Below are 23,832 nucleotides of genomic sequence, written 5' to 3' on the forward strand. Positions count from 1 at the left end.
AATGGCGGCGCCGGTGCGTGCCGGTGAGCCGTTCGCCGCGCCCGACCGCCTGCTCGACGACACGACGCTGGAAGCGTCCGCGGTGGTGGCGAACTCCGCGATGAACCGGGAGCGCCAGCTCGCCGGTGTGAACAGCTACACCAGGGAACTCGGGTTCAATCCGCTCGACTGGCTCCTGACCAGGACGCGGCGGTCGCGGCAGGCGACGATGGGCTGGCTGGACCTGTGCTGCGGGACCGGCCGGGGCCTGCGGCAGGCCGCGGACGCCCTCGCCCGGGACGGCCTCGACGACCGGGTCACGATCGTCGGCGTCGACCTGGTCGACTTCTTCGACCCCACGCCCGCCCGGGGGCAGGCGCTGCGATTGACCTGTGCCTCGATCACGTCCTGGTCGCCCGACCGCCGGTTCGACCTGATCACCTGCGTGCACGGGCTGCACTACGTCGGCGACAAGCTGGGGGCCCTGACCCGCGTCGCCGGTTGGCTCGCCGAGGACGGGCAGTTCACCGCCGACCTCGACCTGGACAGCATCCGCCGCGCCGACGGCCGGCCCGTCGGCCGGCTACTGGCCACCGCACTGCGCGCGGCCGGCTTCACCGTCGACACCCGCCGCCACCGGATCGGCCGCCGGGGACCGGGCCCGGTGTCCCTGCCCTGGACCTACCTGGGTGCCGACGACCGGGCCGGGCCGAACTACACCGGCCAGCCTGCGGTCCACTCCTACTACGCGGAAGCGCCCGGGGCCCGGTGACCGCCGACGGTCACCGTCAGGCCCGGGCCGCCGTGCGGGCGCGGCCGAAGAAGAAGCGGCGGGTGTCGGCGCGCAGCAGGTTCACCACGACCCAGCACCCGAGGCCGACGACCAGCAGTGTCGGCACGCCGAAGAAGAGCCCGAAGTCCGCGGCCGCGTAGCAGAGGAACCCGACGGCGGCCTCCGCGAGCAGCGCGAGGACCCAGCCGGCCGCCCAGCCGTGCCGCACTGCCTTCGCCGCCAGCGCCAGCACCGTCGGGGTCAGGATCAGGGAACCGAGGAGTACGCCGAGGGCGTTCGACGCCTCGTCGTCGAGCGGACCGCGTGCGCTCAACGGTTCCAGCAGCAGCAGGAAGATCAGCAGCCCGACCAGCAGCAGCCAGGTCTGGGTCAGCAGGAACACGCGGGTCTGCTCGACGATCGGGGGCAACGGCGGGCGCTTCACGAGGGTCCACTGTAGTGCGACGGCGGTCACCGGGGTGTCCCCGGCCGTCCGGTCGCCCGGTCCGGGTACGAGGCTGCCGGGGCAGGCCGGTGCCGGGAACAGGGCAGTGCGGATCAGGGCAGTGCGGGCGCGGGCGTGGTCGGAGGTCCGACCGGCGCGGCGGGCACGGTCCGCGCGATCCGCCGACGCCGGGCAAGCCGGTCGACGACCAGCACGTACGCGGTGATGGCGAGCACGTCCACCGGCAGCAGCTGCCAGCCGGCATCGGCCGCCGTCTCCTGATCGGCGAGCTGGCCGAAGGCCGCCGCCAGCCCCATGAACGCCAGGTTGTTCACCACGTGCCAGGCGATGGCCGCCTCCAGACCACCGGTACGCACGGTCAGCCACCCGAGGGCGGCCCCGAAGAAGCACAGGTCTATGAAGCCCCACGGGGTACCCCACCCGTGCAGGGTGGCGAACACGACCGCCTGCACCGCGATCCCCGGCCACGGCGTCCGCAGGAAGACGCCGACGGCCTGGAGCAGCCAGCCCCGGCAGAGGTACTCCTCGGCGGCGGCCTGGACCGGCACCAGCACGACGAGCATCACCAGGCTCACCGCGAGGGTGCCCGCGTCCACCAGGGACTCCGCGCCGGGCAGGACGGTCTCACCGGCGAGGGCGAAGAAGCCCGCCATCCCGGCCAGCAGCAGGCCGACCGCGAGGAGGGCCGGCAGCAGGCACTCGGCCAGCCACCGCCAGCGCAGCCGCCCGCACACCGAGGACAGGGTGCCGACCGGTCGCGCCTGCACCGCGAACGCGGCCAGGAGGACGACCGGGAGCAGCACCGCCACCACCAGCAGCGTCAACGCCGTGTCGGCCACCGGACCGAAGGTCGGGAAGTCGTCGGCGTCGAGGGGTCGGCCGGTGAGGTGGCCGACCGTCCACCAGACGGCCATCAGGCCGATGATCGCGGCGATGGCGCCCACCACCAGCACGACGGTGCCGAGCACCGGACGCCACCAGCGGTGCGCGGCGGTGCGGGCGAGACGGTGGTACGGCGTGCCGGGCCCGGGCCGGCGGAGCCATCCCGTCGGCGCGGGCGCGGCGGGCGGCGGGGCGGCGTACGGGACGGCGGCGGGCGGGGGTGGGGGTGGAGGTGCGGCGAGATCCACTCCGACATCGTGCCGTATCCGGTCCGGCCGGTGGGTGGGGGAGTGGATCGGTAGGTTCGTCGTCATGAGTGACGACACCTTCCGCTCGGTACGGATCGAGCGCACCGCCCTGGGCAGCTACCAGGTACGCAACGCCCGGGGTGGCTCGATCGCGATGGGCTCCGGCGACGACGACAGCTTCACGCCGGTGGAGCTGCTGCTGGCCGCCATCGGCGGGTGCACCGCCATCGACGTCGACCTGATCACCAGCCGGCGTGCCGAACCGGACGGGTTCGCCGTCGAGGTCAGCGGCGACAAGATCCGTGACGAGGCCGGCGGCAACCGGATGCGGAACCTGCGGGTCGAGTTCACCGTGACGTTCCCGGCGGGACCGGACGGTGACCGGGCGCGCGAGGCGCTGCCCCGCTCGTTGCAGCAGTCGCACGACCGGCTCTGCACCGTCTCCCGTACCGTCGAACTCGGCACGGCCGTGACCGTCGTCGACGCCGCCGCTACCGACCGGGGCTGAGGCCCGGGGAAAAAATTCCGGCGGGGATGTCGAGAAGCCGGGGCCGGCCCCGTCCCCGGGGTGAACGCGACCAGTACGGGTCGCACCAGCACCGAGGAGAGCACCGATGGCCAAGTACCTGCTGCTCAAGCACTACCGTGGCGCTCCGGCTCCGGCCAACGACGTGCCGATGGAGAAGTGGACGCCGGAGGAGATCTCGGCGCACATCCAGTACATGAACGACTTCGCCGCCCGGCTGGAGGAGACCGGCGAGTTCGTCGACGGCCAGGCGCTCGCCCCGCAGGGGGCGTGGGTCCGGTACGACGGGCCGGGCCGGCCGCCGGTCACCGACGGTCCCTTCGCCGAGACGAAGGACCTGATCGCCGGCTGGATGGTGATCGACGTGGACAGCTACGAGCGCGCCGTCGAGCTGGCGGGGGAGCTGTCGGCCGCCCCCGGCGCGGGCGGCGAGCCGATCCACGAGTGGCTGGAGCTGCGCCCGTTCCTCACCGAGCCGCCCACCATCACGGAGTGAGCTGAGATGGACGAGGCCCTGCTCCGGAGCCTCACCCCGCAGGTGCTCGGGGTCCTCGTCCGCCGCGGAGCCGACTTCGCGGCGGCCGAGGACGCCGTGCAGGACGCGCTGGTCGAGGCGCTGCGCGCCTGGCCGGCCGACCCGCCGCGCGACCCGAAGGGCTGGCTGGTCACGGTGGCCTGGCGCAAGTTCCTCGACGCCGCCCGCGCCGACGCCGCCCGCCGCCGCCGGGAGGACCGGGTCGAGGAGGAGCCGCCTCCCGGGCCGGTGCCCGCGACCGACGACACGCTCCAGCTCTACTTCCGCTGCGCCCACCCCTCGCTGACGCCGTCCTCTGCGGTCGCGCTCACGCTGCGCGCCGTGGGCGGGCTGACCACCCGGCAGATCGCCCAGGCGTACCTGGTGCCCGAGGCGACGATGGCGCAGCGCATCAGCCGGGCCAAGCGCACCGTCTCCGGCGTCCGGTTCGACCGGCCCGGCGACGTCGCCACCGTGCTGCGCGTGCTCTACCTGGTCTTCAACGAGGGCTACTCCGGACAGGTCGACCTCGCCGCCGAGGCGATCCGGCTCACCCGGCAGCTCGCGGCCGCGATCGACCATCCCGAGGTGGCCGGGCTGCTGGCGCTGATGCTGCTGCACCACGCCCGGCGTGCCAGCCGGACGGCGTCCGACGGCAGCCTGGTCCCGCTCGCCGCGCAGGACCGCAGCCGGTGGGACACCACGGCGATCGCCGAGGGCATCGGGATCCTCCAGGTGGCGCTGTCCCGGGACCGGCTGGGCGAGTTCCAGGCCCAGGCCGCCGTCGCGGCGCTGCACGCCGACGCGCGCAGCGCCGAGGAGACCGACTGGGTGCAGATCGTCGAGTGGTACGACGAGTTGGTGCGGCTCACCGACAGCCCGGTGGTCCGGCTCAACCGCGCGGTGGCGGTCGGCGAGGCCGACGGGGCGCGTGCCGGGCTGGCGGCCCTCGCCGGCCTGGACGACACCCTGCCGCGGCACACCGCGGTGGCGGCGTACCTGCACGAGCGCGCCGGTGACCCGGCCACGGCGGCCCGGCTCTACGCCGAGGCGGCGCGGCAGGCCCCGAACCTCGCCGAGCGCGACCACCTGACCCGGCAGGCGGCCCGGCTCAACGCCCGCCGTTGACCTGAGCGGCCGTTCGTCGGTGCTCGTGCTCCGCTACGCTGGCCGCCGGCGCAGCGCCGCTCAGGTGGGAAGTTCATGTGCACGTGCTCGACGACCCCGACGGTCTGTCCCCGAGGGCGCGGGCCTTCCTGCGCCGGGTCGCGGTCCGGGAGCCGACGCCGCCCCGACTGCTGACCGACTTCCGGACCGTACGGGACCGGTCGGGACGGCTGGTCGCCGCCCCGGTCGAGTTGATCGTGCGGCGGGAGGGGTTCGCCGACCGGTACGGCGGCCTGCGCTACGACCTGCGCCGCAGCGTGCGTGTCGGCGACGAACGCCACGTCGTGCTGCGCCGCTGGCACTTCGACCTCCTCGACGGGATCCACCCGGAGCGGACGGGATGGTCGTTCGGCTGGTACGGCGAGCGTGTCTCGTCGCCGGTGCGCTATCTCGTGCACACCGACGGCCGGTTCGGGGTGCGCGCCGGGGGCCCCTTCCTGGAGGTCTGTCCCTCCGTCCCGCACCTGATCGAGGGACACGCGCTGCTGGACGAGCTGGCCGACTGGGTGCCGGTCCGGCCCGGTGCGCCGGAGCCCTGGGCCGCCACGGCGATCGGCGGCCCGGAACTCGCCCGGCTGGTGGACGGGTTGTCGCCGGTGCCCGAGGCATCCGGACCGGCTGACCGGTGGTGGTGCTCGGAGGAGCGGGCGGTGCGGGTCTTCCGGCTCTGGACCGACGCCCGGCCCCGCCCGATCGGCGTCATGGCCTGGAGCCGGGACGGCCGACGGTGACGCCGTCAGCCGGGCAGTTCAGCCGGCCGACCACCGTCGGCCGGGCGGCTCAGCCGGCCGACCGTCCGCCGCCGGCGGTCCGGCGGCGACGGGTGCCGAGCAGCAGCACGCCACCACCGACCAGCAGGGCGAGACCGATGCCGGCGACCGGCGCGGCCGCCGGCCCGGTGACCGGCAGGCCACCGCCGCCACTGCCACCACTGCCGCCAGTTCCGCCGCCGGGGTGGTCGCCGCCGTTGCCGGTGCCGCCGCCGCTGCTCTTCGCGGCGACCACGACGGCGAACCCGTCCTGGTTGTCGCTGGTGTCCACGTCGGCCGCCGGCACGGCGACGGCGTTCGTGGGAAGCGCGGCCCGCGCTGGGGCGGCCGACTCCGGTCGCTCCGCCCGCAGACCCTCGACCCGCACGGTGCCGCCCCGCAGCGTGACCGGCGCGCGGGTGTCGGCGGACACGGTCACCAGGTGCTGCAGCGCCACGGCGGAGTGCAGGGCGTCGTCCGGGTCGGTGTCCTGCTTGACCGGGATCAGGGCGAGCCGGTCGTAGGTGCAGACCGCCGACCGGCCGGCGTCGCCGAGCACGCACTCGCCGGGCGGCGCGGTGAACGTCACGCCGGCGGGCAGGTGCAGCTCGACCCGGACCCCGTCGACCGGTGCCAGGCCCTGGTTGGCGATGGTGTAGCGGACCGCTCCCGTGCCGCCCGGCGGCAACGGCCCGGTGGGTTCGAGGCCGCCGCCCGTACCGACCCGGACCGCCTTCGTCACGTCCGGGGCGACCACCGACAGGTCGGCCGCCGGCCGGTCGACGACCCGGACGGTGAACGACCGGGTGTTGTCGGCCGGGTCGACGTCGTTGGGCTTGACCTCGACGGACGCCTTGATCTCCAGGTTCATCGGCTGCCTGGCCTGGATGCCGGCGCTCACCGGCAGCTCGGCGGTCTCGCCCGGCCCGGGGAGGTGTTCCGGCCGCACCTCGCAGTACCACCCGACGACGTCGCCGTCGCAGTCACCGAGGGCCCCGGTCGGCCAGAGCGTGACCTTCTGGGCGTCGTCCACCGGGGCCAACACCTGGACGTACACCCGGGCGTCGGTCGGCTTCGCGTCGCCCTCGTTGGTGATCCTGAGGGTCAGGGTCTTGCTCGTGACGCCGAGTGGAATCGTCCCGCCGACCAGGTCGACCGTGAGGTCCGGGCCCTTCGGGGCCGCCGAGGCGGACGCCGTCGGCACCCCCGCCGCACCCAGCAGAACCAGCACGACCGCCGCTGTCGCGGGCAGCCATCGACGTCCGAATCCCATCACGAAAGACCCCTTCGACATGGACAGGCAACAATGGGGACGGTAGCCGTCCGGTTTCCGTTCCGGAACCCCTGCCCGTCCCGCGCCGTCAGGAGGCCGGGATCAGCACGCTCAGGCAGGTCACGCAGCCTTCGAGCTTCTCGTACTCGCTGATGTCGACGACGACCGGCGTGAAGCCGAGGTCGGCGACGAGCGCCGCGGTGCGCGGCGCCGACGCCGCCAGCAGGACGAGGCCGTCGCCGAGGGGTACGACGTGACAGCCGGCCTCCTCGTCCACCGGGCGCACCGGCTGCCGCAGCGCGGTCGCGTCGAACAGCTCCGGCAGGGCGAGCAGGGTGCCGTCGGGCAGCGCGGTCACCGCCGACTTGAGGTGCAGTACCTCGCGCAGCGGCACCGGGACCACGGTGCGCCCCCGGGTCGCCAGGTGGGCGGCCAACTGGCGGACGCCCTCCGCGTCGGTCCGGCCGCCCAGTCCCACGTAGACGGTGCTGCCGACCTGGAGCACGTCACCGCCGTCCAGGGTGCCGGGCGCCTCGATGCGCACCACCTCCAGCCCGACGGCGCGTACCGCCTTCTCGGTGCCGGCGACCTCGGGGCGGCGCTCCGGCGCGCCCGGCCGGGTGAGCACCGCCAGGTCGGCGCAGACCACGACGGTGTCCTCGACGAACACCGCGTCGGGGCAGTGGTCGGCCGGCTCGACCTCGTGGACCTGCCAGCCCGCCCCGGCGAGCGCCGCCCGGTACGCCTCGTGCTGCCGCCGGGCCGCCGCGACGTCCACGTCGCTGCGCTCGATGTGGGTGACCAGCCCCTCGGCCAGCCGGTCGCCGGGTTGCCGGACCAGGGCGATGCCTCGCGTCATCCGGCCAGTCTGCCGGGGCGGGCGGCCGCGCTCAACCGCCGGCCGGGCGGCGGGCGACCCTAGAATCGGGCGATGGAACGGACCGACCGGGCCAGCCGGCTGATCGCGGCACCACCGGCGGCCGTGTACGCCGCCCTGCTCGACCCGGACGCGCTGGCCGCCTGGCTGCCGCCCGACGGGATGCGCGGCCGGATCGAGCGGTGGGATCCCCGGCCCGGCGGCGGGTTCCGGATGGTGCTCACCTACCTCGACGCCACCGGCAACCCCGGCAAGACCTCCGACGCGACCGACGTGGTGGACGTCGGCTTCGCCGACCTGGTGCCGGCGGAGCGGGTGGTGCAGCGGGCCGTGTTCGAGGCCGACGACCCGGCGTACGCGGGCACCATGACGATGACCTGGCAGCTGGCCGCCGCCGGGGCGGGGACCGGGGTGACCGTCACCGCCACCGGCGTGCCGCCCGGCATCGACCAGGCCGTCCACCAGGAGGCGATGGCCTCCTCACTGGCCAACCTGGCCGCGCACGTGGAGGCGGTGGGTTAGCGCGGCGAGGGTGGCGGCGACGGCCGACACGACGGGCCAGGTTCGACATGCCCGCCACGATGCCCGGCCGGTACCAGCCGGAGCCGTCGCCGCCCGACCGTCCGCCGGTCAGCCCCGCGGCGATCCGGCCGGCACCCGGCCGGGCACTGCCGCCCGTCGCCGGACCGGCCGGTTCGCCTGCTTGACCAGGCAGGACGGTACGCCCGCCGCCGGGGCCGCGCGGCGTCGGTAGACGCTGGGCGGAACACCGACGAGTTCGGTGAAGCGGGTGCTGAAGGTGCCGAGCGAGGAGCAGCCGACGGCGAAGCACACCTCGGTGACGCTCAGGTCGCCGCGGCGCAGCAGTGCCATCGCGCGCTCGACGCGGCGGGTCATCAGGTACGCGTACGGCGACTCACCGTAGGCCAGCCGGAACTGCCGGCTCAGGTGACCGGCGGACAGGTGCACGGCCCGGGCGAGGGCCTCGACGTCCAGCGGTTGGGCGTACTCCCGGTCGATGCGGTCGCGGACCCGGCGCAGCCGCGCGAGGTCCGCCAGCCGCTGCGCCTCGGTGCGGGCGCGGCCCCAGGCGGGGTGACACATGACGGGACTCCGTTCGGCGAGGGGGTGTCCTCCAGACGTCGGTCAGCGCAGTTCCTGGATGCGGACCAGGTTGCCGGCGGGGTCGCGAAAGGCACAGTCGCGGATGCCGTACGGCTGCTCGGTCGGCTCCTGGACCACCTCGGTGTCGCCGGCCTGCACCTTCTCGAAGGTGCTGTCGAGGTCGCGGGTGGCCAGCAGGATCCAGCCGTAGGTGCCCTTCGCCATCATCTCGCTGATGGTCCGCCGCTCGTCCTCGGTGATGCCGGGGTCGACGGCCGGCGGCGCGAGCAGGATCGACGTGTCCGGCTGGTGGGCCGGGCCGACCGTGATCCAGCGCATCCGGCCCTGCCCGACGTCGGTGCGGACCTCGAAGCCGAGGACGTCGCGGTAGAACGCCAGCGAGGCGTCCGCGTCGAGGTGCGGCAGGACGGTGGTGTGAATGGTGAGATCCATACGACCAGGCTAGATACGGTCGCCCGACCGCACTTCTCGATTCCTGATCGAAGTGGCGGCTACTCCCGCCAGCCGGTCAGCTCCACCCCCTTGGCCAGCTCCACCCGGAAGCCCAGCGCGACCTCGCCGCTCTCCCCCGGGGCCAGCGGCAGCCGCCAGGTCAGCTCGCCCAGCTCGGTCCGCTCGGCCGGCGTCGGCTCCAGGACCGTCTCCCGCACCACCACCCCCTCGTCCCGGGAGACCGGCAGCTGGTCGCGCACCTCGACCGTCGCCGGCCGGGGCGTGTGGTTGGCGACGGTGATCCGGTACTCGACGTCCCGCCGCCGGGTCGAGCCGAGCGTCGCCTTCGTCTCGGTGCGCCGGTGCAGCTTCCGCTCCACCCGCAACCGGTCGTCCACCCCGAGCGCCAGCTCGGTCTCCTCGCCCGGCGCCCACGTCTTCAGCCGGGTGGCCGCGACGAAGTCGGCCCCGTGGAACACCGCCGCCGGGCCGGGCAGCAGGGTGTGCGTCGAGGTGTTGCGTACCGTCGCCCGCAGGTGCGCCTCGGCGGCGCGGACCGGGACGGTCACGTGGTCCAGCCGGGCCGGCAGCTCCAGCACCGCGATGGTGGCCCGGTGCGCGCTGCCGTCGGCCGGCACCGCCACCGCCCGCGCCGGCCGGTAGGTGGCCGCGCTGACCCCCTGCTCGACCTCGGCGACGCTCTCCCGGACCCGCTGGGCGGGCGCCGCCGCGCGCGGCCGACCGCCGGCCGGCGCGGCCGCCCCCGGCGGCACCGGCCCGCCGAACGCGGCCGCGGCCATCGGCGGCGGCACCGGCAACGGCCGGAACCGGTCCAGATACCAGGGCGACAACTCGGGTACGGCGGTCGCCGCCGCCGGCCGCGCGGTGGAGAGCCGCAGCTCGCACTCCGGCCAGTCCTCGCCGGTGCTCTGGCTGACCAGCCCGAACCAGGTGACCGTCATCGTCTCGTCGACCAGCCGCAGGTCGTAGGAGGGCTGCCAGCCGGCCCCGTCCACCAGGTAGGTCAGCTCCAGCTCCACCTCGGCGTCGTCCACCTCGACCGAGACGGCCACCTCGGCGGCGAGCCGGTCCGGGGCCCGCTTGCCCTGCGCGGCGGCCAGGTCGCGCTCCACCGCCGCCAGCTCCTCGGCCAGCTCGGTACGCCGCCGGGCCAGCCCGCGCCGCCGGCCGTGCGACTCGGCGAGCTGACCGGCCACCGACTCGGTGAAGGCAGCCACGTCGGCCGGGGCCGCGTCCCCGGCGGCCAGCGCCCGCGCGTACGTGCCACCGGCCCGCTCGGCCAGCCGGCCGAGGAACTCCGCGCGCTGCTCCTCGATCGCGTCCGCGTCGCCGACCTCGGCCAGCGCGTCGGCCAGCTCCCGGCGACGCTGCTCCAAGGCGGTGACCTGTGCGTCGGCACTGCGCGCCTGCCGCCAGGTGGTGACGTCCACGCCGAGCACGGTGGCCGCGCCCCGACCACCGACCCGGATCGAGTCCCGCCGCAGGTGCAGCGGCAGCGGCGCGACGCGTACCCGGTGCTCACCGGCGGCCAGCCGGACGCTGCCGCGCCGGGTGACCCGGGCCCGGTCCGGGTAGACGGTGACGCCGACGACGGGTGCCTCGATCTCCGCGATGTCCACGCGGCGAGGGTAGTGCAGTCGTGCTCGCCTTCCGCCGGCTTTAGTCTTCCGGGCATGGCGGACGGCGTGGCACCCCGGGCGGGCATGACGATCAGCGTGCGGACCCGCCGCGATGTCGTCGTCGTCGATCCGGAGCGGTTCCTGGCCGCCGCGCGGCAGGCGCTGCGGGACGCCGATCCCGCCCTGAGCGCGGCCGAGGCGGTCGAGGCGGTGACCGATGTGTACGACGCGGTGCACGCCCTGCTCGACCGGGACGGGATGCTCGCCGCCGACGCTGTCTCGGGGGAGTTGGCGGGTGCGGGTGGGCCGCTGCCGGGGACTCGGGAGAGCGACCGGGCGGACGGGCTGTCGCCGGCCGGGTGGTTGCAGCAGGTGGTGCTGGACGATCCGAGGGCGTTGCGGGACTACGGCTGTTTCCTGCCCGAGGACCCGTTCGCGCTGCCCCGGAGCGAAGGCAAGTAGGGATACCGTCAGGAGCGCAGTGGCGGCTAGCAGCGCGAGCCTCACCGGGGTGCTCACCAAAGCTGATACGTTCTGTTCCTGGTTTGGTGTGGGCCCGAACACGAGTGGCCTTAGGGCTGCTGCTTGGCTTTCGCACGCCTATTTGGCTGGCGTAGTTGGAGGCGGGGTCAACCAGGCGAGCGGCTGGCCGTCGAGGGCGGCATCGGCGAGCCGCTGTGCCGATGCCGTCTTCAGGGCTGCCTGCGAGCTGTCGATCCACCGCTGGACGTTGTCGATTCCCTGGTGTCGGTACTCCACCGCCTGGATGAGGCATTCGAGCTTGTCGGCGTCGCGAGCGACGATGGCCTCCACGGTCTCGCCCGCCTCGTATTCCGCCACGGCGGCGGTGATCAGGTCGATGACGGCGGGCGGGCAGCCGGCAACCTGGTCGGCGGTGACGGCGGTGTTCGGCACGGCGGTGAGGTAGCGCTTGGCGATGTGCGGGATGTCGGTGATCCGGGTCTCCTGCGTGTCGTGCAGGACGCACATCATCGACACCCGCGCCGCGTCGGCGCCCTCCATGGCGGCCAGCATCATCCCGATGAGCGCCGTGCGGAACGAGTGCTCGGCGATCGACTCCGGGTGCTTCACGCCGGCGAACCACCAGCCGGTGCGGGCGGCGCGTTTCAGTACGCCGGCTTCGAAGATGAAGCGCACGGCTCCGGCGGCGTCGTGGTCGTCGCTCATCTGCCCGTCCCTGTGCCGATGACTCCGTCTGCCTTCAGGGTGTAGACGATAGAGGTTAGTTCCCGTCGGGACTGGACGGAGATCGCGTCGCTGTCCAGGAGCCGCGTGCAGCGGTCCAGGAGTGCCTGCCCGGTGGCGTGGTCGTCGAGGGGGAGGCCCCGTCGCGCGGCCAGCAGGGCCCAGACGTTGTGGATGTTGAGGTCCACGATCGGGTGCTCCGGATGGAGGCGCTGGACCAGGTGGCGGAGGAGAAGCGATCCGCGCCAGTCGCCCAAAGCGCTCGGCATGAACGAGTCATCGGGCTGCCGGTAGGGAAGTTCGCCTACCCAGTAGGCCGAGTAGTTGAGGGCCGCCCGTTCGCAGGCGTCGTCGGGGTGGGCTCGGGCGATGAAGTCGCGTAACGGCTCCGGGTCACCCTGGTTCGCCAGCGAGGTGACCACCGAGCGCGCGTCGGGCCAGAGCGGGGACCAGGTGTGGAAGGTCGTCCGGCGGGTCGAGCGGGCGTTGCTTGACGTCAGCCAGGCTGCGGATCCGCCGGTGGGATCCATGCCGGCGAGGAAGCAGGCCTGCCGGTGCAGCAGCACGTGGGATCGGCGCGCTCCAGCCGACCGCTCGGCGAGGACGTGCAGGCGGGTGAAGAAGGCGCGTCGCTGCTCGGCGGGCAGGGATGGCCCGACTGCCACCGGTCCTCGTCTGCGGGTGGCCGTGGGGTTGTTGCGGACGAAGGTGGGGCACTGGCCGAGGACCGGCCAGAGGATCAGGTCGGACAGTCGGTGGGTGAGCACCGACCGGCCGAGCGGCTGAGCGGTGATGTCGGTGTTTTCCACCTGCTCGTCGAGGACCGCCGACAGGATGTAGTCCGCCTCGGTGGCGTCGTCGAGGGCGGCGAGCAGTGCGTTGTTCGCGCCGAGGTAACAGAGCCGCTGGCGAATCGCGATCACCTGGCCGAACGGCACCGCCGCGAACGGGCGGCGGCCGGTCTCCCAGCTCTGCACGGTGGTCCGGTCTACGGCCAACTCGGCGGCGAGCTGTTCCTGAGTGAGCGGGATGGACTCCCGGATCAGCTTGAGGAGATAACCGGTCACCTCACCGCGCGGTGCTGCCGGCCGTCCGCGAGTTGCCATTGAATGCCCCTACGTTGACCGGTGGTCGACGTTCCCCTTCACCAGGCTCGCCGCCGGGAACGAGTGGCCCGTGCACTCGTACCGCTGGTGAGTACAACGGTTGCCGCCCGAATCGTAGCGTCACGGTTACCCAGCGTTCCAGGGCTGGCGTGACGAAACGGGGGCAGCTGCGTCGGGCTGCCGGCGAAGGGAGCCAGCGATGCGGGAGAGAACGCCGCCGTGGCGACGGGTCTCCTACGACCAGTACCTGAGCGCCGTCGCTATGACGTTGGCGCGACGGCACCGTCCGGTGTGGTCAGGGCGGAACGAGGCCGGGGTCTGCCGGTGCGGTGCCGAGTTGCCCTGCCGCAGTCGACATCGCGTCCCGATCGGCCGTGGCCACTGGCCGGCGGTGGAGGAGCAGTGAGTCGGGGCGTACCCGGATGGCTGGTGGAACGGGCGACGGACCGGGCGGCGCGGCACCGGGCCGCGACGGCGCTCGGAGGTCGCGGATGATCGCCCACGGGCCGGTGCTGCCGCTCTGGAGCTGCGCCGGCTGCGACCGGCCCTGGCCCTGCGAGACCCGGCGGCGGGAGCTGCGCGCGGAGTTCGCCGCCGCTCCGGTGTCGCTCGCGCTCTACCTGGGCGCGCAGTTCGCGCGGGCGGTGCAGGACCTGCACTGGCTGCCGGCCGACGACCTGCACCGGCGCTTCCTCGGCTGGATCCGATGAGCATCCTGCGGGCGGGCGACGAGAAGTTCCACTACAGCGACGGCTCGCACCGGTGGATCGCGCCGGACCCGGACTACGACCAGGCGGTGTGGGACGAGCAGGTGCGCCAGCACAAGCTGGGCCACCTGCGCGACGAGCGCCCTAAGGTCCGGCTGCGCCGGCTTGTGTGAACACGCAGTTCAGGACGCCTGGCGGACCCGCATGTCGGCGAGCCAGACGTCGGCCAGGTCGCCGAGCGGGACGCCGAGGGCCTGGCTGAGGCAGACCACGGTGCCGAACGCCGGTGCGGGCAGCCGGCCCGCCTCGATCTTGCGCAGCGTCTCGGGGGAGATGCCGGCGGCGAGGGCCACCTCGACGAGGCTGCGGCCGGCCCGCGCGGTGCGCAGGGCGGCTCCGAGGCGCCGGCCCGCGGCGATCTGTTCGGCGGTGAGCGGGTGGCGAACCATGGCAGCAGGATATCCCTCCGGAGCGGTCCGACCTGGCGTGGTATAAAAATACCGCATGGGGAGAGGGAGGCTGTCGTGATCGAGCTGAAGTCCGCCGAGGAGATCGACCGGATGGCGGTGACCGGCCAGTTCGTCGGCGAGCTGCTGGCCGAGCTGAGCGGGGTGGCCGCCGTCGGCGTCAACCTGATGGACCTCGAACACCACGCCCGCCGCCGGATCGCCGAGCGCGGCGCGGAGTCCTGCTACTGGGACTACGCCCCGTCGTTCGGGCGCGGCCCGTTCCGCAACGTGCTCTGCCTGTCGGTCAACGACGCGGTGCTGCACGGTCTGCCGCACGACTACGTGCTGCGCGACGGTGACCTGCTCAGCATCGACATGGCGGTCGGCATCGACGGCTGGGTCGCCGACTCGGCGCTCTCGTTCGTCGTCGGCACCCCCGACCCGGCCGACCTGAAGCTGATCGAGGCGACCGAGGTCGCGCTGGAGGCCGCCATCGGCGCCGCGCAGCCCGGCGGCCGCATCGGCGACATCTCCGCCGCGATCGGCGAGGTCGCCCACTCGTACGGCTACCGGGTGAACACCCAGTTCGGCGGGCACGGGCTGGGCCGGACCATGCACGAGGACCCGCACGTCTCGAACACCGGCCGGGCCGGGCGCGGGATGCGGCTCGACCCGGGGTTGACCATCGCCATCGAGCCCTGGCTCTGCCGCTCGACGGACCAGATCAAGGTGGACGACGACGGCTGGACGATCCGCTCCGCCGACGGCTCGCGGACCGCCCACTCCGAGCACACCGTGGCGATCACGGCGGCCGGGCCGCAGGTGCTGACCCGCCGTCCCGCCGAGCAGGCCGCCCCGGCCGAGCCCGGCCGGAAGTCCGCCGCCGCCTCCTGAGCGCGACCCTCAGCCGAGCCCCTGGTGGCCGGCCCAGAGCGCCCCGGCGCGGCCGGCCGCCCGCGCGATCAGGGCCGCCAGCTCGGGCCGGTCGGGCACCGGGAACGAGACGTACGTGCCCCGACCGCCGTTGGTGGGCCGGCCGTACGCCTTGGCGGCGAGGTGCCCGTCCGGCAGGAGCCGGATGTTGAGCGTGCTCAGGGTGAACTCCTCGCCGCGCCGGGTGTCGGTCCAGCGCAGCGGCTCCGGGACGGTCACGTTGATCGCCAGGGCGCTCACCTCGACGGGGATCTCGCTGCTCATGCCCCGCATGGTCGCACGCCGGGCGGGTGTGCCGGCGGGGCCGGTCACTGGCCGAAGGTGTACCGCAGGTCCGCGTTGACCAACTGGTTGAGCCGTTTGCGCAGGTGGCCGAGGAGCGACGGATCGGGCGGCGGCTCGTCGACCAGCAACGTCCAGCGCAGCCGGGTGCCCGCGCCGTCAGGGGACAGCTCGAACCGGATCTCGGCGTCCGGTCGCTTGGGCCAGAGCGACGACCAGACCACGAGGTGCGGGTGCTCGGCGCGCAGGATCCGGGGCCGTTGCTCGTCGTCGAGCAGCCGCAGCCAGGGGCGCATCGGATCGCGGTCGGGCTCGGTGAGCGCCTCGAAGACGACGGCCGGTGGCGGTGGTTGGCTGCGCGCCCGGCTGCCCGCTTCGATCATGCCTCAGCCTAGCCGTCGCCCGGACGCGCGGAAGGGTCGACGGACCGTGGCCCGTCGACCCTTCCCCGGTGCTGCGATCAGTGACCGCCGCCGGCCCGGAACGCGACCCAGGCGTCGCTCATCCGGTCCGCCTGTCCGGCGGTGAACATGTTCATGCAGGAGTCCTGCGTGTAGTCCATGAAGTTGTGGATCGGGTCCAGGCCGGGGGCGGAGCAGCTGTCCGCGCCCACCGGGCAGTTGAACTGCGGGGCCGCCTCGCGCGGGGTGTCCGCGACGTAGTCGCCGGAGGCCGAGCAGCCGTGCGCGAAGGTGTGCTCCAGCATCAGCCAGTGCCCGACCTCGTGCGTCAGGGTGTCACCGAGGGCGTACTTGCCGGCGGTGCCGCCCGGCATCGACTCGTCGAGCATCACCACGCCGTCGATGTAGTCCCGGCCGTTGTTGTAGCCCTTCGGGAAGTACGCCCAGCCGAGCAGGCCGCCACCGATGTTGGCGGCGTACACGTTCAGCGTGCGGGCGTCCCCGGTGTACAGGGCCTGCTTCATGTCCCGCTCGTTCTTGCCCGGCTCCACCGTGTACCAGGCGCTGTTGACCGTCCACGTGGTGTCGACCAGCGAGAACCGGAACGGGGTGTCGGACGCGTCCGCGGCCGTGCGGCCCGCGTACGAGTCGTTGAGCACCGTCATCTGGTTGGCGATCAGGGTGTTCCAGCGGGCCGTCTCCGCCGCGCTGAGCGGGTGGTCGGAGACCATGTGGAAGACGGTGGGGATGGTGACGCTGCCGTTGGGCAGCCGCGGCGAATCCTTGATCACGCCGTAGGCGTTCGCCTCGTTCTTGGAGTACAGCTCCGGCTCCTGGGCGGTGGCACCCTCGGCCGCGCGGGCCGCGCTGTGCCCCTCGGCACCCGGCTCGCAGGCCGCGACACCCGCGGAGGGGGCCGCGGGCGCGGCGGTGGCGACCGCCCCGGAAGCGCCGCCGCCGGTGGCCAGCAGGGCCGCGGTGGCGGTCAGTACCGCAAGTCGGTACGTCGGTCTTCTGCGCATCTTGTACCTTTCGCGCATAGGGGGAATGGGGGAGACGCGATGATCTCCGCCGCGACCAGCGCGCTGGTCGACGTCCCGCCATTTGAACACGTCATTGAGCCGAGCAACAGGCCCTCAACGGACGGACCGGCAGCTCCCGGCCCTGCCGCGTGCCTTCTCGACGGGCGGTAACGGGCTATTCGCAGCGGTCCTCGGCACCCCGGCCGTGCGGCTCGCAGCAGTCCGCGCAGTGCCGGTACACGCGCAGGTCGCGTCCCTGCCGGCGGCCGTACTCGCGGGTGATCTCGTAACGGCAGGCCCGCCACAGCACGCTCTCGCCGCCGCCGGGCACCACCTGGCCGTCCCCCGGCCCGCCGCGCAGCAGCACGTCCATGACCCGAAGGTACGCCGCGAGAAAGGCCGGCCGGCCGGGTTTGCGACATCGACGTCGGGGGCACGAGGCGGGTCAACGATCATCGATCGGTGGTCGGGACTTGACGGGGGAGTCACATGGACAGACGGATCAGGGCCGGGCTGGCGACGACGTTCGCGGTGGCGGCCGGCGTGACGGCGGCGCCCGTACCGGCCGGGGCGGCGAGCGGCGGGACCTTCGCGCCCGCGCGGTACCTCGCCACCGGATCGACCGCCACCAACGCGGTCGCCGTCGCCGACGTCACCGGCGACGGCCGGCAGGACATCGTGGTCGGCATCGACGCCGCCGACGGCACCCAGACCAGTTCCGTGCTGGTCTACGCCCAGCAGGCCGGCGGGACGTACGCGGCCCTGCCGAAGATCACCGCGCACGGCGGCTACAACAGCAACGTACGGCTCGCGGTGGCCGACATCGACGCCGACGGTCGCACCGACGTGGCGCTCTCCTCGTCCGCCGGGATCGACGTGCTGTACCAGCGCAACGGGCGGCTCGCCGCGCCGGTGCTGGCCGCCGGGCGCGGCGAGGACGTCGCGATCGCCGACGTGACCGGGGACGGCCGACCGGACCTGGTGGTCGCCCGGGTGCAGGGCGAGGTGCGCATCTACCCGCAGACCAGCAGCCACACCTTCCCGACGTACACGACGGTCACCGGGCCCTACACCGCCGGGGTGCCGGTCGACCAGGTGTTCGTCGCCGACCTGAACGCCGACGGACGGCCCGACCTCGCCCAGTTCTACGGCCACGGCACCTGGGTGCGGCTGCGCCGCGCCGACGGCAGCTACGCCGCGGCCACCACCTACCGGGCGCCGGCGGACGCCAACGGTTACCGGCCGGTCGGCCTCGCCGCGACCGTCGGCGACGTCACCGGCGACGGCCGGGCCGACCTGGTGACCAGCGTCAACGGCAACAGCCCGGATGCCGCCGTGCAGGTGTTCGCCCAGGGCACCGGCGGGCTCGCCGCGACGCCGGCCAGCTACCCGACGTACGACTGCCCGGCCGGGCTCGCCATCGGCGACCTGACCGGCGACGGCCGCCAGGACCTGGTGGTCGCGCACGGCAGCTGGCGGGCGGTGAGCGTGCGCCTCCAGCAGTCCGACGGGACGCTCGGGGCGTACGCGACCAACCTGGTCGACGGAGTCGGGTCGCAGCCGGACGCCCTCGCGGTCGGCGACGTGACCGGCGACGGCAAGCCGGACGTGGTGGCCGTCGCGTACGACAAGGTGGCCGTCCTGCGCCAGCTCTGAGCGGGTGGGGCGGGGTCCGGCTAGGCCGGGGCCCCGCCCCCGACCTGCTGGGCGGCGCGGCCCATGCGGGTGACGGCCTCGGTGAGGATCTCGGGCGAGGTGGCGAAGTTCAGTCGGACGAAGCCGGTGCCGCCGCTGCCGAAGACGTGCCCGGAGCTGAGCGCGACCCGGGCGTCGTCGAGGAACATCCGGGCCGGCCCGGCGAGGTCGCTGGCGACCCCGGGCCCGCCGGCCGGCGGCTCGGTGGCGACACCCAGCCGGGTGCAGTCCAGCCAGGCCAGGTAGGTGCCCTCCGGACGGTGGTAGGTCACCGCCGGCAGGTGCCGGGCCAGCAGGTCGCCGAGCAGGGCGCGGTTGGCGTCCAGGCCGTCGAGTAGGGCGTCGAGCCACGGCTCGCCGGCCCGGAACGCGGCGGTGTGCGCCAGCACGCCCAGGTGGCTCGGCCCGTGGCTGACCTCCTCCGGCATCCGGTCCAGGTCGGCGGCGGCGTCCGGCCCGGCGATCGCCAGCGCCGCCTTCAGGCCCGCGAGGTTCCACGCCTTCGAGGCGGAGGTCACCGCGAACCCGTTCCCGGCCCCGGCCACCGTCAGGTACGGGGTGAAGCGCGCCCCGGGCAGCGCCAGCGGCGCGTGGATCTCGTCCGAGACGACCCGTACGCCGTGCCGGTCGGCCAGCGCGGCGACGGTCTCCAGCTCCTCGCGGCGGTGCACCACCCCGGTCGGGTTGTGCGGGTTGCACAGCAGCAGTGCCGGCCGGGGGCCGAGCGCCCGGGCCCGGCGGAAGGCCTCCTCCAGCGCGGCCGGGTCCAGCCGCAGGTCCGACCCGAGCGGCGCCTCGACCACCTGCCGGTCGGCGTGCGTGACGAACGCGTAGAAGGGCGGGTACACCGGGGAGCAGACCACCACCGCGTCGCCCGGGTCGGTGACCAGCCGGAGCAGCTCGACGATGCCCAGCATCACGTCCGGCACCACGGTGGTCCGGTCCACCCGGAAATCCGTCCAGCCCCAGCGCCGGGCCGCGAACTCGCCGAGCGCCTCGGCGTACGCGGTGCCGTGCGCGTACCCGGTGTCACCGAGGTCGACGGCCCGGCGCAGCGTGTCGGCGACCGGGGCGGCGAGCGGCACGTCCATCTCCGCCACCCACAGCGGCAGCACGTCGGCCGGGTGCAGCCGCCACTTCACGCTGCTGCGCTGCCGGAGCTGGCCCAGGGTGAGGGCGGTGAGCGGGTTCTCGGTTCCGGCCATGCCGCCCACCCTAGGCCGTCCGGCCGGGCCAGGGCTGACACGATCGGGGCCCGACCGGACATGGGGTGTAGGTGAGCTCCGGAACTGACGATGAGGACCGTTTCCGCCGTGTCTACGCCGCCGAATTCGCTCCGCTGCTGGCGTACGCCGTGCGGCGCGTCGTACAACCCGAGGACGCCGCCGACGTCGTCGCCGAGACCTTCCTGGTCGCCTGGCGGCGAAGACGGGACCTGCCGGGCGACGGGGAGGCGCGGCTCTGGCTCTACGGGGTGGCCCGGCGGGTGCTCGCCAACCACCACCGGGGCGGTGCCCGCCGGCAGCGGCTGGGCGACCGGCTCCGGCAGCGGATCGGCGCGGCGTTCGCCGGTGACCCGGGCAGCGAGGTGCCCGCTCGGCTCGACGTCCGCGCCGCGCTGGGTCGGCTGGGCGAGCTGGACCGGGAGGTGTTGCTGCTCAGCGTCTGGGAGGGGTTGGCTCCCCGCGAGGCGGCCACGGTGCTCGGGGTCAGCCCGGCCGTCGTCCGGTCCCGCCTGTCGCGCGCCCGGGCGAGACTGCGCGAACTCGTCGGCGACGACCCGGGACCACCCGGACATGTACCGGGTGTCCTGACCGTACCGGCCCCGAAGGAGGGCAGATGACCGAGGAGCACCTGGACCGACTGGTCCGAGACGCCGACCCGTACCGACCCGATGTCATCGGATGCCTCGACGGGGCGAAGCAGAGTCTCCTGGAGGAGATCATGTCCCAGCCGACGCTCGAACGCGTCGCCGAGCCGTCGCCGTCCGCCCCCCGGGCGCGCCGCGGCCGGGTTCGCCGCCTCGCCGGGGTGCTGACCGCGGCGGCGGTCCTCACCGGCGTCTTCGCCGTGTCGACCGTGCTCCGCCAGCAACCCGACGAGCACCGGGCCGCGCCGCCCGGCACCGCGGCCGTGGCGGGCGACGGTACGGCCGTCGTCTACTCGCCGGTCGCGCTGAAGGCCGCCGAGCAGAACCCGCGCCTGCTGATCGACCAGCCCGGCTGGCAGGTCATCTCCGTGTGGGGCTTCACCGAGCAGCAGGGAAAGATCGTGTTCCGCAACGGCGGGCGCGAGCTGGCGATGGACTGGTACCCGGGCAACCAGTACGGGGGCTACCACGCCGACCGGCTCGACGTCAGCGCGCCGCAGGCGGTCAAGGTCGACGGCTGGCCGGCCGACCTGTTCCGGTACGGCGCCGACGAGTTCGCGGTCATGCTGCGCCCGCGCGACGGCTCCTTCGTGGAGCTGCGCAGCAGCCGCGGGTGGAGCCGGAAGGACTTCGACGCGCTGCTCGGTCATGTCGTCCGGGTCGACGTGCGGACCTGGCTGGCCGCGCTGCCGCCCGAGATCGTCACGCCGGAGCGGGTGCAGGCCCGGGCGGCGAAGGTGCTCGACGGGGTGCCGCTGCCGCCGCGCTTCGACGCCGCCGCGCTGAACGACCTGGGCACCAACGACGCGTACCAGTTCGGTGCGCAGGTGATCTCCCGGGTCGGTTGCGGCTGGATCGCCGAGTGGCTGCGCGCCGACAAGGCCGGCGACACCGCCGCGCGGCAGCGGGCCGCCGACGCGCTGCGCGGCAGCCGCCAGTGGCGGGTGCTGCACGACATGCAGGCCCAGGGCGACTACCCGAAGGCGTTCTGGCAGCTCGCCGACGAGGTGGCGGCCGGGAAGCCGCCGGCGGGCTACGCCGAGGCCCTCGGCTGCCGCTGACCGCCGACCGCGCCGGCACTCCGTACCCGGGGTGCCGGCGCGGCCGGCCCGGCGGGCCTGTCAAGGAGTCTGCCGATTTGCGCAAGGCGGCTGGGCCCGACCGCGCCTGGGATCGCACCCTGTCAATGCCGCGCCCGTTCGGAACGCGGTCTTCCCGACAGTTCGCATCCTCAGGAGGAAGCATGGCAGCCATCAGCCGGAAGCGGATCGGTGTCGCGGCGTCGGCCGTCGCGATGATGCTCGTCGCGAGCCTGCTCTGGGTCTTCGGCGGCAGCCCCGCCCAGGCGCACACCCTCAACGAACTCGCCCCCTCCGGGGCCTCGCCCTGGCTCTACACCCAGTCGTGGGCGCTCACCGGCTACGGCTACAACACCCCGCCCACCCACGTCGACTACTACAACGGCGACCACCTCTCCGACAACTACGCCCTGGACATGACGCCGACCGGCGGGCTGAGCGCCTGCGGGCAGCCGATCTACCCGATCTGGGACAACATGACGGTCTACGCCATCTCCTCCGGCACCGGCGGCATGTACCTGCGCCGGTCGATCAACGGCCAGACCTACGAGCTGAAGCTGCTGCACATGAAGAGCCTGAAGTACGGCGTCGGGGCGGTCGTCGGCACCCAGAACGTGGTCGGCTACAGCTCCAACACCGGCACCGGCTCGTGTCACCTGCACGTCGCCGTGCACAAGATCGTCAGCGGCACCCGCTACGCCGTGCGCCCCGTCTTCTGCGGGCGTGAGGTGACGGTGCGCAACTACGGCTACAAGGGCTGCTGACCCCCCGCCGAAAATGCCTGACGGAACCGACGTCCGGTGACCGCCCGGCCCACGGGTCGGGCGGTCCCGCCGTCCTCCCTCGCGCCCCCTCCCGCGGGCCCTCGCGCCCCCTCCCGCGGGCGCGCGGCGGGCCCTCGCGCCCCGCTAATTCACGGAAAGCGTGGCTTTCGAGCGCCCCATAGCCACTCTTTCCGTGAATTAGCGCGCATGGACGGTGGTAGGGGCTGTCGTCGAGGGGTTCCGGCAGGCGGCGCGGGGTGGCGCCACGGGCGGGGCGAACGCCGCCGGCACCCGGCTCAGCGCGCCCTCCGCACGATCCGTCCGTTGTGGTCCAGCCCGGTGCCCCGCCCGGTCCGGCCGCCCCGGCCCGTCACGCCGTGGGGAGGTGGTCGGGCCAGCCGACGACCCGCTCGACGGTCACGCCCCGCAGGTCGGCCCCGTCCCACCGGGCACCCGTCACGTCGGTGCGCCCGTACTCCGGATCGTGGGTGTTGACGTAGCCGAAGCTCGCGTACGACAGGTCGGCGTCGCGCAGGTCCGCGTCGCGCAGGTCGCAGCCGGCGAAGGAGGCGCCCCGCAGCGACGCGCCCCGCAGGTCGGCGCCCCGGAAGTCGCACAGCTTGAACGAGTAGTGGTCGAGCGTGCGGTGCCGCAGGTCACGGCCGGCGTACGAGCGCCTCGCCACGAAGGTCGGGTTCACGGGTGGAACCGTAGCGGTGCCGCCCGACGGCGTGCCGCCGATTTCTCCGGCGTCGACAGCGGAGCCGATGATCCATAGACTCCGGTCTTTCCGGGTACCACGAGTCCAGGGAGGACCCACGTGTCGAGCGAGACCCGATCGCACGTACCGCCGCTGCTGACCCGCCTCACCGGCGTGGCGGTGGTCGCCGCCGCGCTGGTCGCCGCCGGTGGCGCCGCCGCGAGCGCGGCGCCGGCCGCCACGCCGCAGCCCACCAAGGGGCCGTGCGCGTACACGCCGACGCCGGACGAGCCGGCCGCCCGCCCGGTGCCGCTGCCGCCCGACCCCCGGCACACGCCCGACCACGGCACGGTGCGGGTCACCCTGCGCACCAACCAGGGCCCGATCGGGCTGACCCTCGACCGGGAGCAGGCCCCGTGCACCGTGCAGAGCTTCCTGCACCTGGCCCGGCACAAGTTCTACGACCGGACGCCGTGCCACCGGCTCACCGCGTACCCGACGCTGAAGGTGCTCCAGTGCGGTGACCCGTCCGGCACCGGTGAGGGTGGCCCCGGCTACCGGTACGCCGACGAGCTGCCCACCGACCTGCCGCCCGCGCCCACCGACCCGACCGGGGTCCGCCGGCTCTACGCCCGGGGCACCCTGGCCATGGCCAACGCCGGCCCGGACACCAACGGCAGCCAGTTCTTCCTGGTCCAGTCCGACTCGGCGCTGCGCCCCAACTACACCGTCTTCGGCCGCATCGACGAGGCCGGACTGGCCACCCTGGACCGGATCGCGGCCGGCGGCATCGCGGCCACGCCAGAGGACCCCGCGCCGATCGACGGTGCGCCGGCCCTGCCGGTGGAGATCTGCCGGGCCACCCGGGGCCGCTGAGCGGACCGCCGGGCCGGCGGCGACCATCGCCCCGGCCCGGCGCGCGCCGGCCGGTCGATCTGGACGGTCCGGCCGCAACAGTCAGGTGTACG

The 23,832-nt window shown here is 74.0% G+C and carries 31 protein-coding genes; 15 read left to right on the top strand and 16 right to left on the bottom strand.

Going from position 1 to position 23,832, the window contains the following annotated elements:
- Positions 1-13: 13 nt before the first annotated feature.
- Positions 14-751, top strand: coding sequence for a class I SAM-dependent methyltransferase (locus tag GA0070611_RS00820; RefSeq protein ID WP_231921285.1), 738 nt, complete (start codon positions 14-16; stop codon positions 749-751).
- Between the two features lie 16 nt (positions 752-767).
- Here GA0070611_RS00820 and GA0070611_RS00825 read toward each other — a convergent pair whose 3' ends face one another.
- Positions 768-1,196: a hypothetical protein gene (locus GA0070611_RS00825; protein ID WP_157740149.1), complete on the bottom strand. Its 429-nt coding sequence runs from the start codon at positions 1,194-1,196 to the stop codon at positions 768-770.
- Positions 1,197-1,309: 113 nt separating this feature from the next.
- Positions 1,310-2,413 carry a CPBP family intramembrane glutamic endopeptidase gene (locus GA0070611_RS00830; RefSeq protein ID WP_197675828.1) on the bottom strand — a complete coding sequence of 368 codons (1,104 nt, stop codon included), beginning with the start codon at positions 2,411-2,413 and terminating at the stop codon, positions 1,310-1,312.
- Between GA0070611_RS00830 and GA0070611_RS00835 the strand changes: the two genes are divergently transcribed.
- From GA0070611_RS00835 to GA0070611_RS00850, 4 genes are all read left to right on the top strand, one after another.
- Complete coding sequence (locus GA0070611_RS00835) at positions 2,412-2,855, top strand: OsmC family protein (protein ID WP_091655855.1); 444 nt, start codon at positions 2,412-2,414, stop codon at positions 2,853-2,855. The two genes, GA0070611_RS00830 and GA0070611_RS00835, sit on opposite strands and share 2 nt — an antisense overlap.
- Positions 2,856-2,961: 106 nt before the next feature.
- Complete coding sequence (locus tag GA0070611_RS00840; RefSeq protein WP_091655856.1) at positions 2,962-3,369, top strand: YciI family protein; 408 nt, start codon at positions 2,962-2,964, stop codon at positions 3,367-3,369.
- A gap of 6 nt (positions 3,370-3,375) precedes the next feature.
- Positions 3,376-4,515: an RNA polymerase sigma factor gene (locus tag GA0070611_RS00845; RefSeq protein ID WP_091655857.1), complete on the top strand. Its 1,140-nt coding sequence runs from the start codon at positions 3,376-3,378 to the stop codon at positions 4,513-4,515.
- A gap of 83 nt (positions 4,516-4,598) precedes the next feature.
- A complete protein-coding gene (locus GA0070611_RS00850) occupies positions 4,599-5,285 on the top strand; it encodes a hypothetical protein (protein WP_157740150.1) in 687 nt (228 codons plus the stop codon).
- Positions 5,286-5,334: 49 nt separating this feature from the next.
- Here GA0070611_RS00850 and GA0070611_RS00855 read toward each other — a convergent pair whose 3' ends face one another.
- Both GA0070611_RS00855 and ddaH read right to left on the bottom strand, forming a co-directional pair.
- Positions 5,335-6,534 carry a COG1361 family protein gene (locus GA0070611_RS00855; protein WP_091655859.1) on the bottom strand — a complete coding sequence of 400 codons (1,200 nt, stop codon included), beginning with the start codon at positions 6,532-6,534 and terminating at the stop codon, positions 5,335-5,337.
- A gap of 130 nt (positions 6,535-6,664) precedes the next feature.
- Positions 6,665-7,435: a dimethylargininase gene (ddaH, locus tag GA0070611_RS00860; RefSeq protein ID WP_091655860.1), complete on the bottom strand. Its 771-nt coding sequence runs from the start codon at positions 7,433-7,435 to the stop codon at positions 6,665-6,667.
- A gap of 72 nt (positions 7,436-7,507) precedes the next feature.
- Between ddaH and GA0070611_RS00865 the strand changes: the two genes are divergently transcribed.
- Entirely contained in the window at positions 7,508-7,975 is a 468-nt protein-coding gene (locus GA0070611_RS00865) for an SRPBCC family protein (protein ID WP_091655861.1), read from the top strand.
- A gap of 108 nt (positions 7,976-8,083) precedes the next feature.
- On the opposite strand, the gene GA0070611_RS00870 is transcribed toward GA0070611_RS00865, so the two are convergent.
- Genes GA0070611_RS00870 through GA0070611_RS00880 form a run of 3 tightly spaced genes read right to left on the bottom strand, consistent with a single transcriptional unit; the run spans position 8,084 to position 10,650 of the window.
- Positions 8,084-8,557, bottom strand: a complete 474-nt coding sequence (locus GA0070611_RS00870; RefSeq protein WP_091655862.1) for a helix-turn-helix transcriptional regulator — start codon at positions 8,555-8,557, stop codon at positions 8,084-8,086.
- Between the two features lie 42 nt (positions 8,558-8,599).
- Positions 8,600-9,010 carry a VOC family protein gene (locus GA0070611_RS00875; protein WP_091655863.1) on the bottom strand — a complete coding sequence of 137 codons (411 nt, stop codon included), beginning with the start codon at positions 9,008-9,010 and terminating at the stop codon, positions 8,600-8,602.
- A gap of 59 nt (positions 9,011-9,069) precedes the next feature.
- Complete coding sequence (locus GA0070611_RS00880; protein ID WP_091655864.1) at positions 9,070-10,650, bottom strand: mucoidy inhibitor MuiA family protein; 1,581 nt, start codon at positions 10,648-10,650, stop codon at positions 9,070-9,072.
- Positions 10,651-10,704: 54 nt separating this feature from the next.
- Between GA0070611_RS00880 and GA0070611_RS00885 the strand changes: the two genes are divergently transcribed.
- The gene (locus tag GA0070611_RS00885) at positions 10,705-11,112 is read left to right on the top strand and encodes a hypothetical protein (protein WP_157740151.1); all 408 of its coding nucleotides are present in this window, start codon (positions 10,705-10,707) and stop codon (positions 11,110-11,112) included.
- 138 nt (positions 11,113-11,250) lie between these two features.
- Here the strand turns inward: GA0070611_RS00885 and GA0070611_RS00890 are convergent, their stop codons facing one another.
- Entirely contained in the window at positions 11,251-11,838 is a 588-nt protein-coding gene (locus GA0070611_RS00890; RefSeq protein ID WP_091655866.1) for an HD domain-containing protein, read from the bottom strand.
- Positions 11,835-12,962 carry a helix-turn-helix domain-containing protein gene (locus GA0070611_RS00895; RefSeq protein ID WP_091655867.1) on the bottom strand — a complete coding sequence of 376 codons (1,128 nt, stop codon included), beginning with the start codon at positions 12,960-12,962 and terminating at the stop codon, positions 11,835-11,837. The genes GA0070611_RS00890 and GA0070611_RS00895 overlap by 4 nt, the downstream gene beginning before the upstream one ends.
- Before the next feature lie 491 nt (positions 12,963-13,453).
- Between GA0070611_RS00895 and GA0070611_RS00905 the strand changes: the two genes are divergently transcribed.
- Together GA0070611_RS00905 and GA0070611_RS31250 are read left to right on the top strand one after the other, a co-directional pair.
- Positions 13,454-13,672, top strand: coding sequence for a hypothetical protein (locus tag GA0070611_RS00905; protein WP_091655869.1), 219 nt, complete (start codon positions 13,454-13,456; stop codon positions 13,670-13,672).
- A complete protein-coding gene (locus tag GA0070611_RS31250) occupies positions 13,669-13,842 on the top strand; it encodes a hypothetical protein (protein WP_167604387.1) in 174 nt (57 codons plus the stop codon). Before GA0070611_RS00905 ends, GA0070611_RS31250 begins: the two co-directional genes overlap by 4 nt.
- Positions 13,843-13,851: 9 nt before the next feature.
- Here the strand turns inward: GA0070611_RS31250 and GA0070611_RS00910 are convergent, their stop codons facing one another.
- Complete coding sequence (locus GA0070611_RS00910) at positions 13,852-14,118, bottom strand: helix-turn-helix domain-containing protein (protein WP_091655870.1); 267 nt, start codon at positions 14,116-14,118, stop codon at positions 13,852-13,854.
- 75 nt (positions 14,119-14,193) lie between these two features.
- Between GA0070611_RS00910 and map the strand changes: the two genes are divergently transcribed.
- Entirely contained in the window at positions 14,194-15,012 is an 819-nt protein-coding gene (gene map / locus GA0070611_RS00915) for a type I methionyl aminopeptidase (protein WP_091655871.1), read from the top strand.
- Positions 15,013-15,021: 9 nt separating this feature from the next.
- Here map and GA0070611_RS00920 read toward each other — a convergent pair whose 3' ends face one another.
- The 4 genes from GA0070611_RS00920 to GA0070611_RS00935 all read right to left on the bottom strand — a co-directional run bounded on the left by GA0070611_RS00920 (position 15,022) and on the right by GA0070611_RS00935 (position 17,129).
- Entirely contained in the window at positions 15,022-15,315 is a 294-nt protein-coding gene (locus GA0070611_RS00920) for a hypothetical protein (protein ID WP_091672274.1), read from the bottom strand.
- 44 nt (positions 15,316-15,359) lie between these two features.
- On the bottom strand, positions 15,360-15,716 hold the full coding sequence (locus tag GA0070611_RS00925) for an SRPBCC family protein (RefSeq protein WP_091655872.1): 357 nt from the start codon (positions 15,714-15,716) through the stop codon (positions 15,360-15,362).
- Between the two features lie 77 nt (positions 15,717-15,793).
- A complete protein-coding gene (locus GA0070611_RS00930; protein ID WP_091655873.1) occupies positions 15,794-16,756 on the bottom strand; it encodes a zinc metalloprotease in 963 nt (320 codons plus the stop codon).
- Positions 16,757-16,931: 175 nt separating this feature from the next.
- Positions 16,932-17,129: a hypothetical protein gene (locus GA0070611_RS00935; protein WP_091655874.1), complete on the bottom strand. Its 198-nt coding sequence runs from the start codon at positions 17,127-17,129 to the stop codon at positions 16,932-16,934.
- Positions 17,130-17,245: 116 nt separating this feature from the next.
- Between GA0070611_RS00935 and GA0070611_RS00940 the strand changes: the two genes are divergently transcribed.
- Positions 17,246-18,412: an FG-GAP repeat domain-containing protein gene (locus GA0070611_RS00940; protein ID WP_091655875.1), complete on the top strand. Its 1,167-nt coding sequence runs from the start codon at positions 17,246-17,248 to the stop codon at positions 18,410-18,412.
- 20 nt (positions 18,413-18,432) lie between these two features.
- On the opposite strand, the gene GA0070611_RS00945 is transcribed toward GA0070611_RS00940, so the two are convergent.
- The gene (locus tag GA0070611_RS00945; protein WP_091672276.1) at positions 18,433-19,656 is read right to left on the bottom strand and encodes a MalY/PatB family protein; all 1,224 of its coding nucleotides are present in this window, start codon (positions 19,654-19,656) and stop codon (positions 18,433-18,435) included.
- Positions 19,657-19,727: 71 nt separating this feature from the next.
- Between GA0070611_RS00945 and GA0070611_RS00950 the strand changes: the two genes are divergently transcribed.
- The 3 genes from GA0070611_RS00950 (at position 19,728) to GA0070611_RS00960 (ending at position 22,164) form a co-directional block, all read left to right on the top strand.
- Positions 19,728-20,294: an RNA polymerase sigma factor gene (locus GA0070611_RS00950; protein ID WP_091655876.1), complete on the top strand. Its 567-nt coding sequence runs from the start codon at positions 19,728-19,730 to the stop codon at positions 20,292-20,294.
- A complete protein-coding gene (locus GA0070611_RS00955) occupies positions 20,291-21,382 on the top strand; it encodes a hypothetical protein (RefSeq protein ID WP_091655877.1) in 1,092 nt (363 codons plus the stop codon). Before GA0070611_RS00950 ends, GA0070611_RS00955 begins: the two co-directional genes overlap by 4 nt.
- 182 nt (positions 21,383-21,564) lie before the next feature.
- A complete protein-coding gene (locus GA0070611_RS00960; RefSeq protein ID WP_091655878.1) occupies positions 21,565-22,164 on the top strand; it encodes a M23 family metallopeptidase in 600 nt (199 codons plus the stop codon).
- A gap of 370 nt (positions 22,165-22,534) precedes the next feature.
- Here the strand turns inward: GA0070611_RS00960 and GA0070611_RS00965 are convergent, their stop codons facing one another.
- Positions 22,535-22,864, bottom strand: coding sequence for a pentapeptide repeat-containing protein (locus GA0070611_RS00965; protein WP_231921286.1), 330 nt, complete (start codon positions 22,862-22,864; stop codon positions 22,535-22,537).
- A gap of 120 nt (positions 22,865-22,984) precedes the next feature.
- Here GA0070611_RS00965 and GA0070611_RS00970 point away from each other — a divergent pair, with 120 nt between their 5' ends.
- Complete coding sequence (locus GA0070611_RS00970) at positions 22,985-23,740, top strand: peptidylprolyl isomerase (RefSeq protein WP_091655879.1); 756 nt, start codon at positions 22,985-22,987, stop codon at positions 23,738-23,740.
- Positions 23,741-23,832 lie beyond the last annotated feature (92 nt).

This window comes from Micromonospora auratinigra (assembly GCF_900089595.1).
Taxonomy (GTDB): Bacteria; Actinomycetota; Actinomycetes; order Mycobacteriales; family Micromonosporaceae; genus Micromonospora; species Micromonospora auratinigra.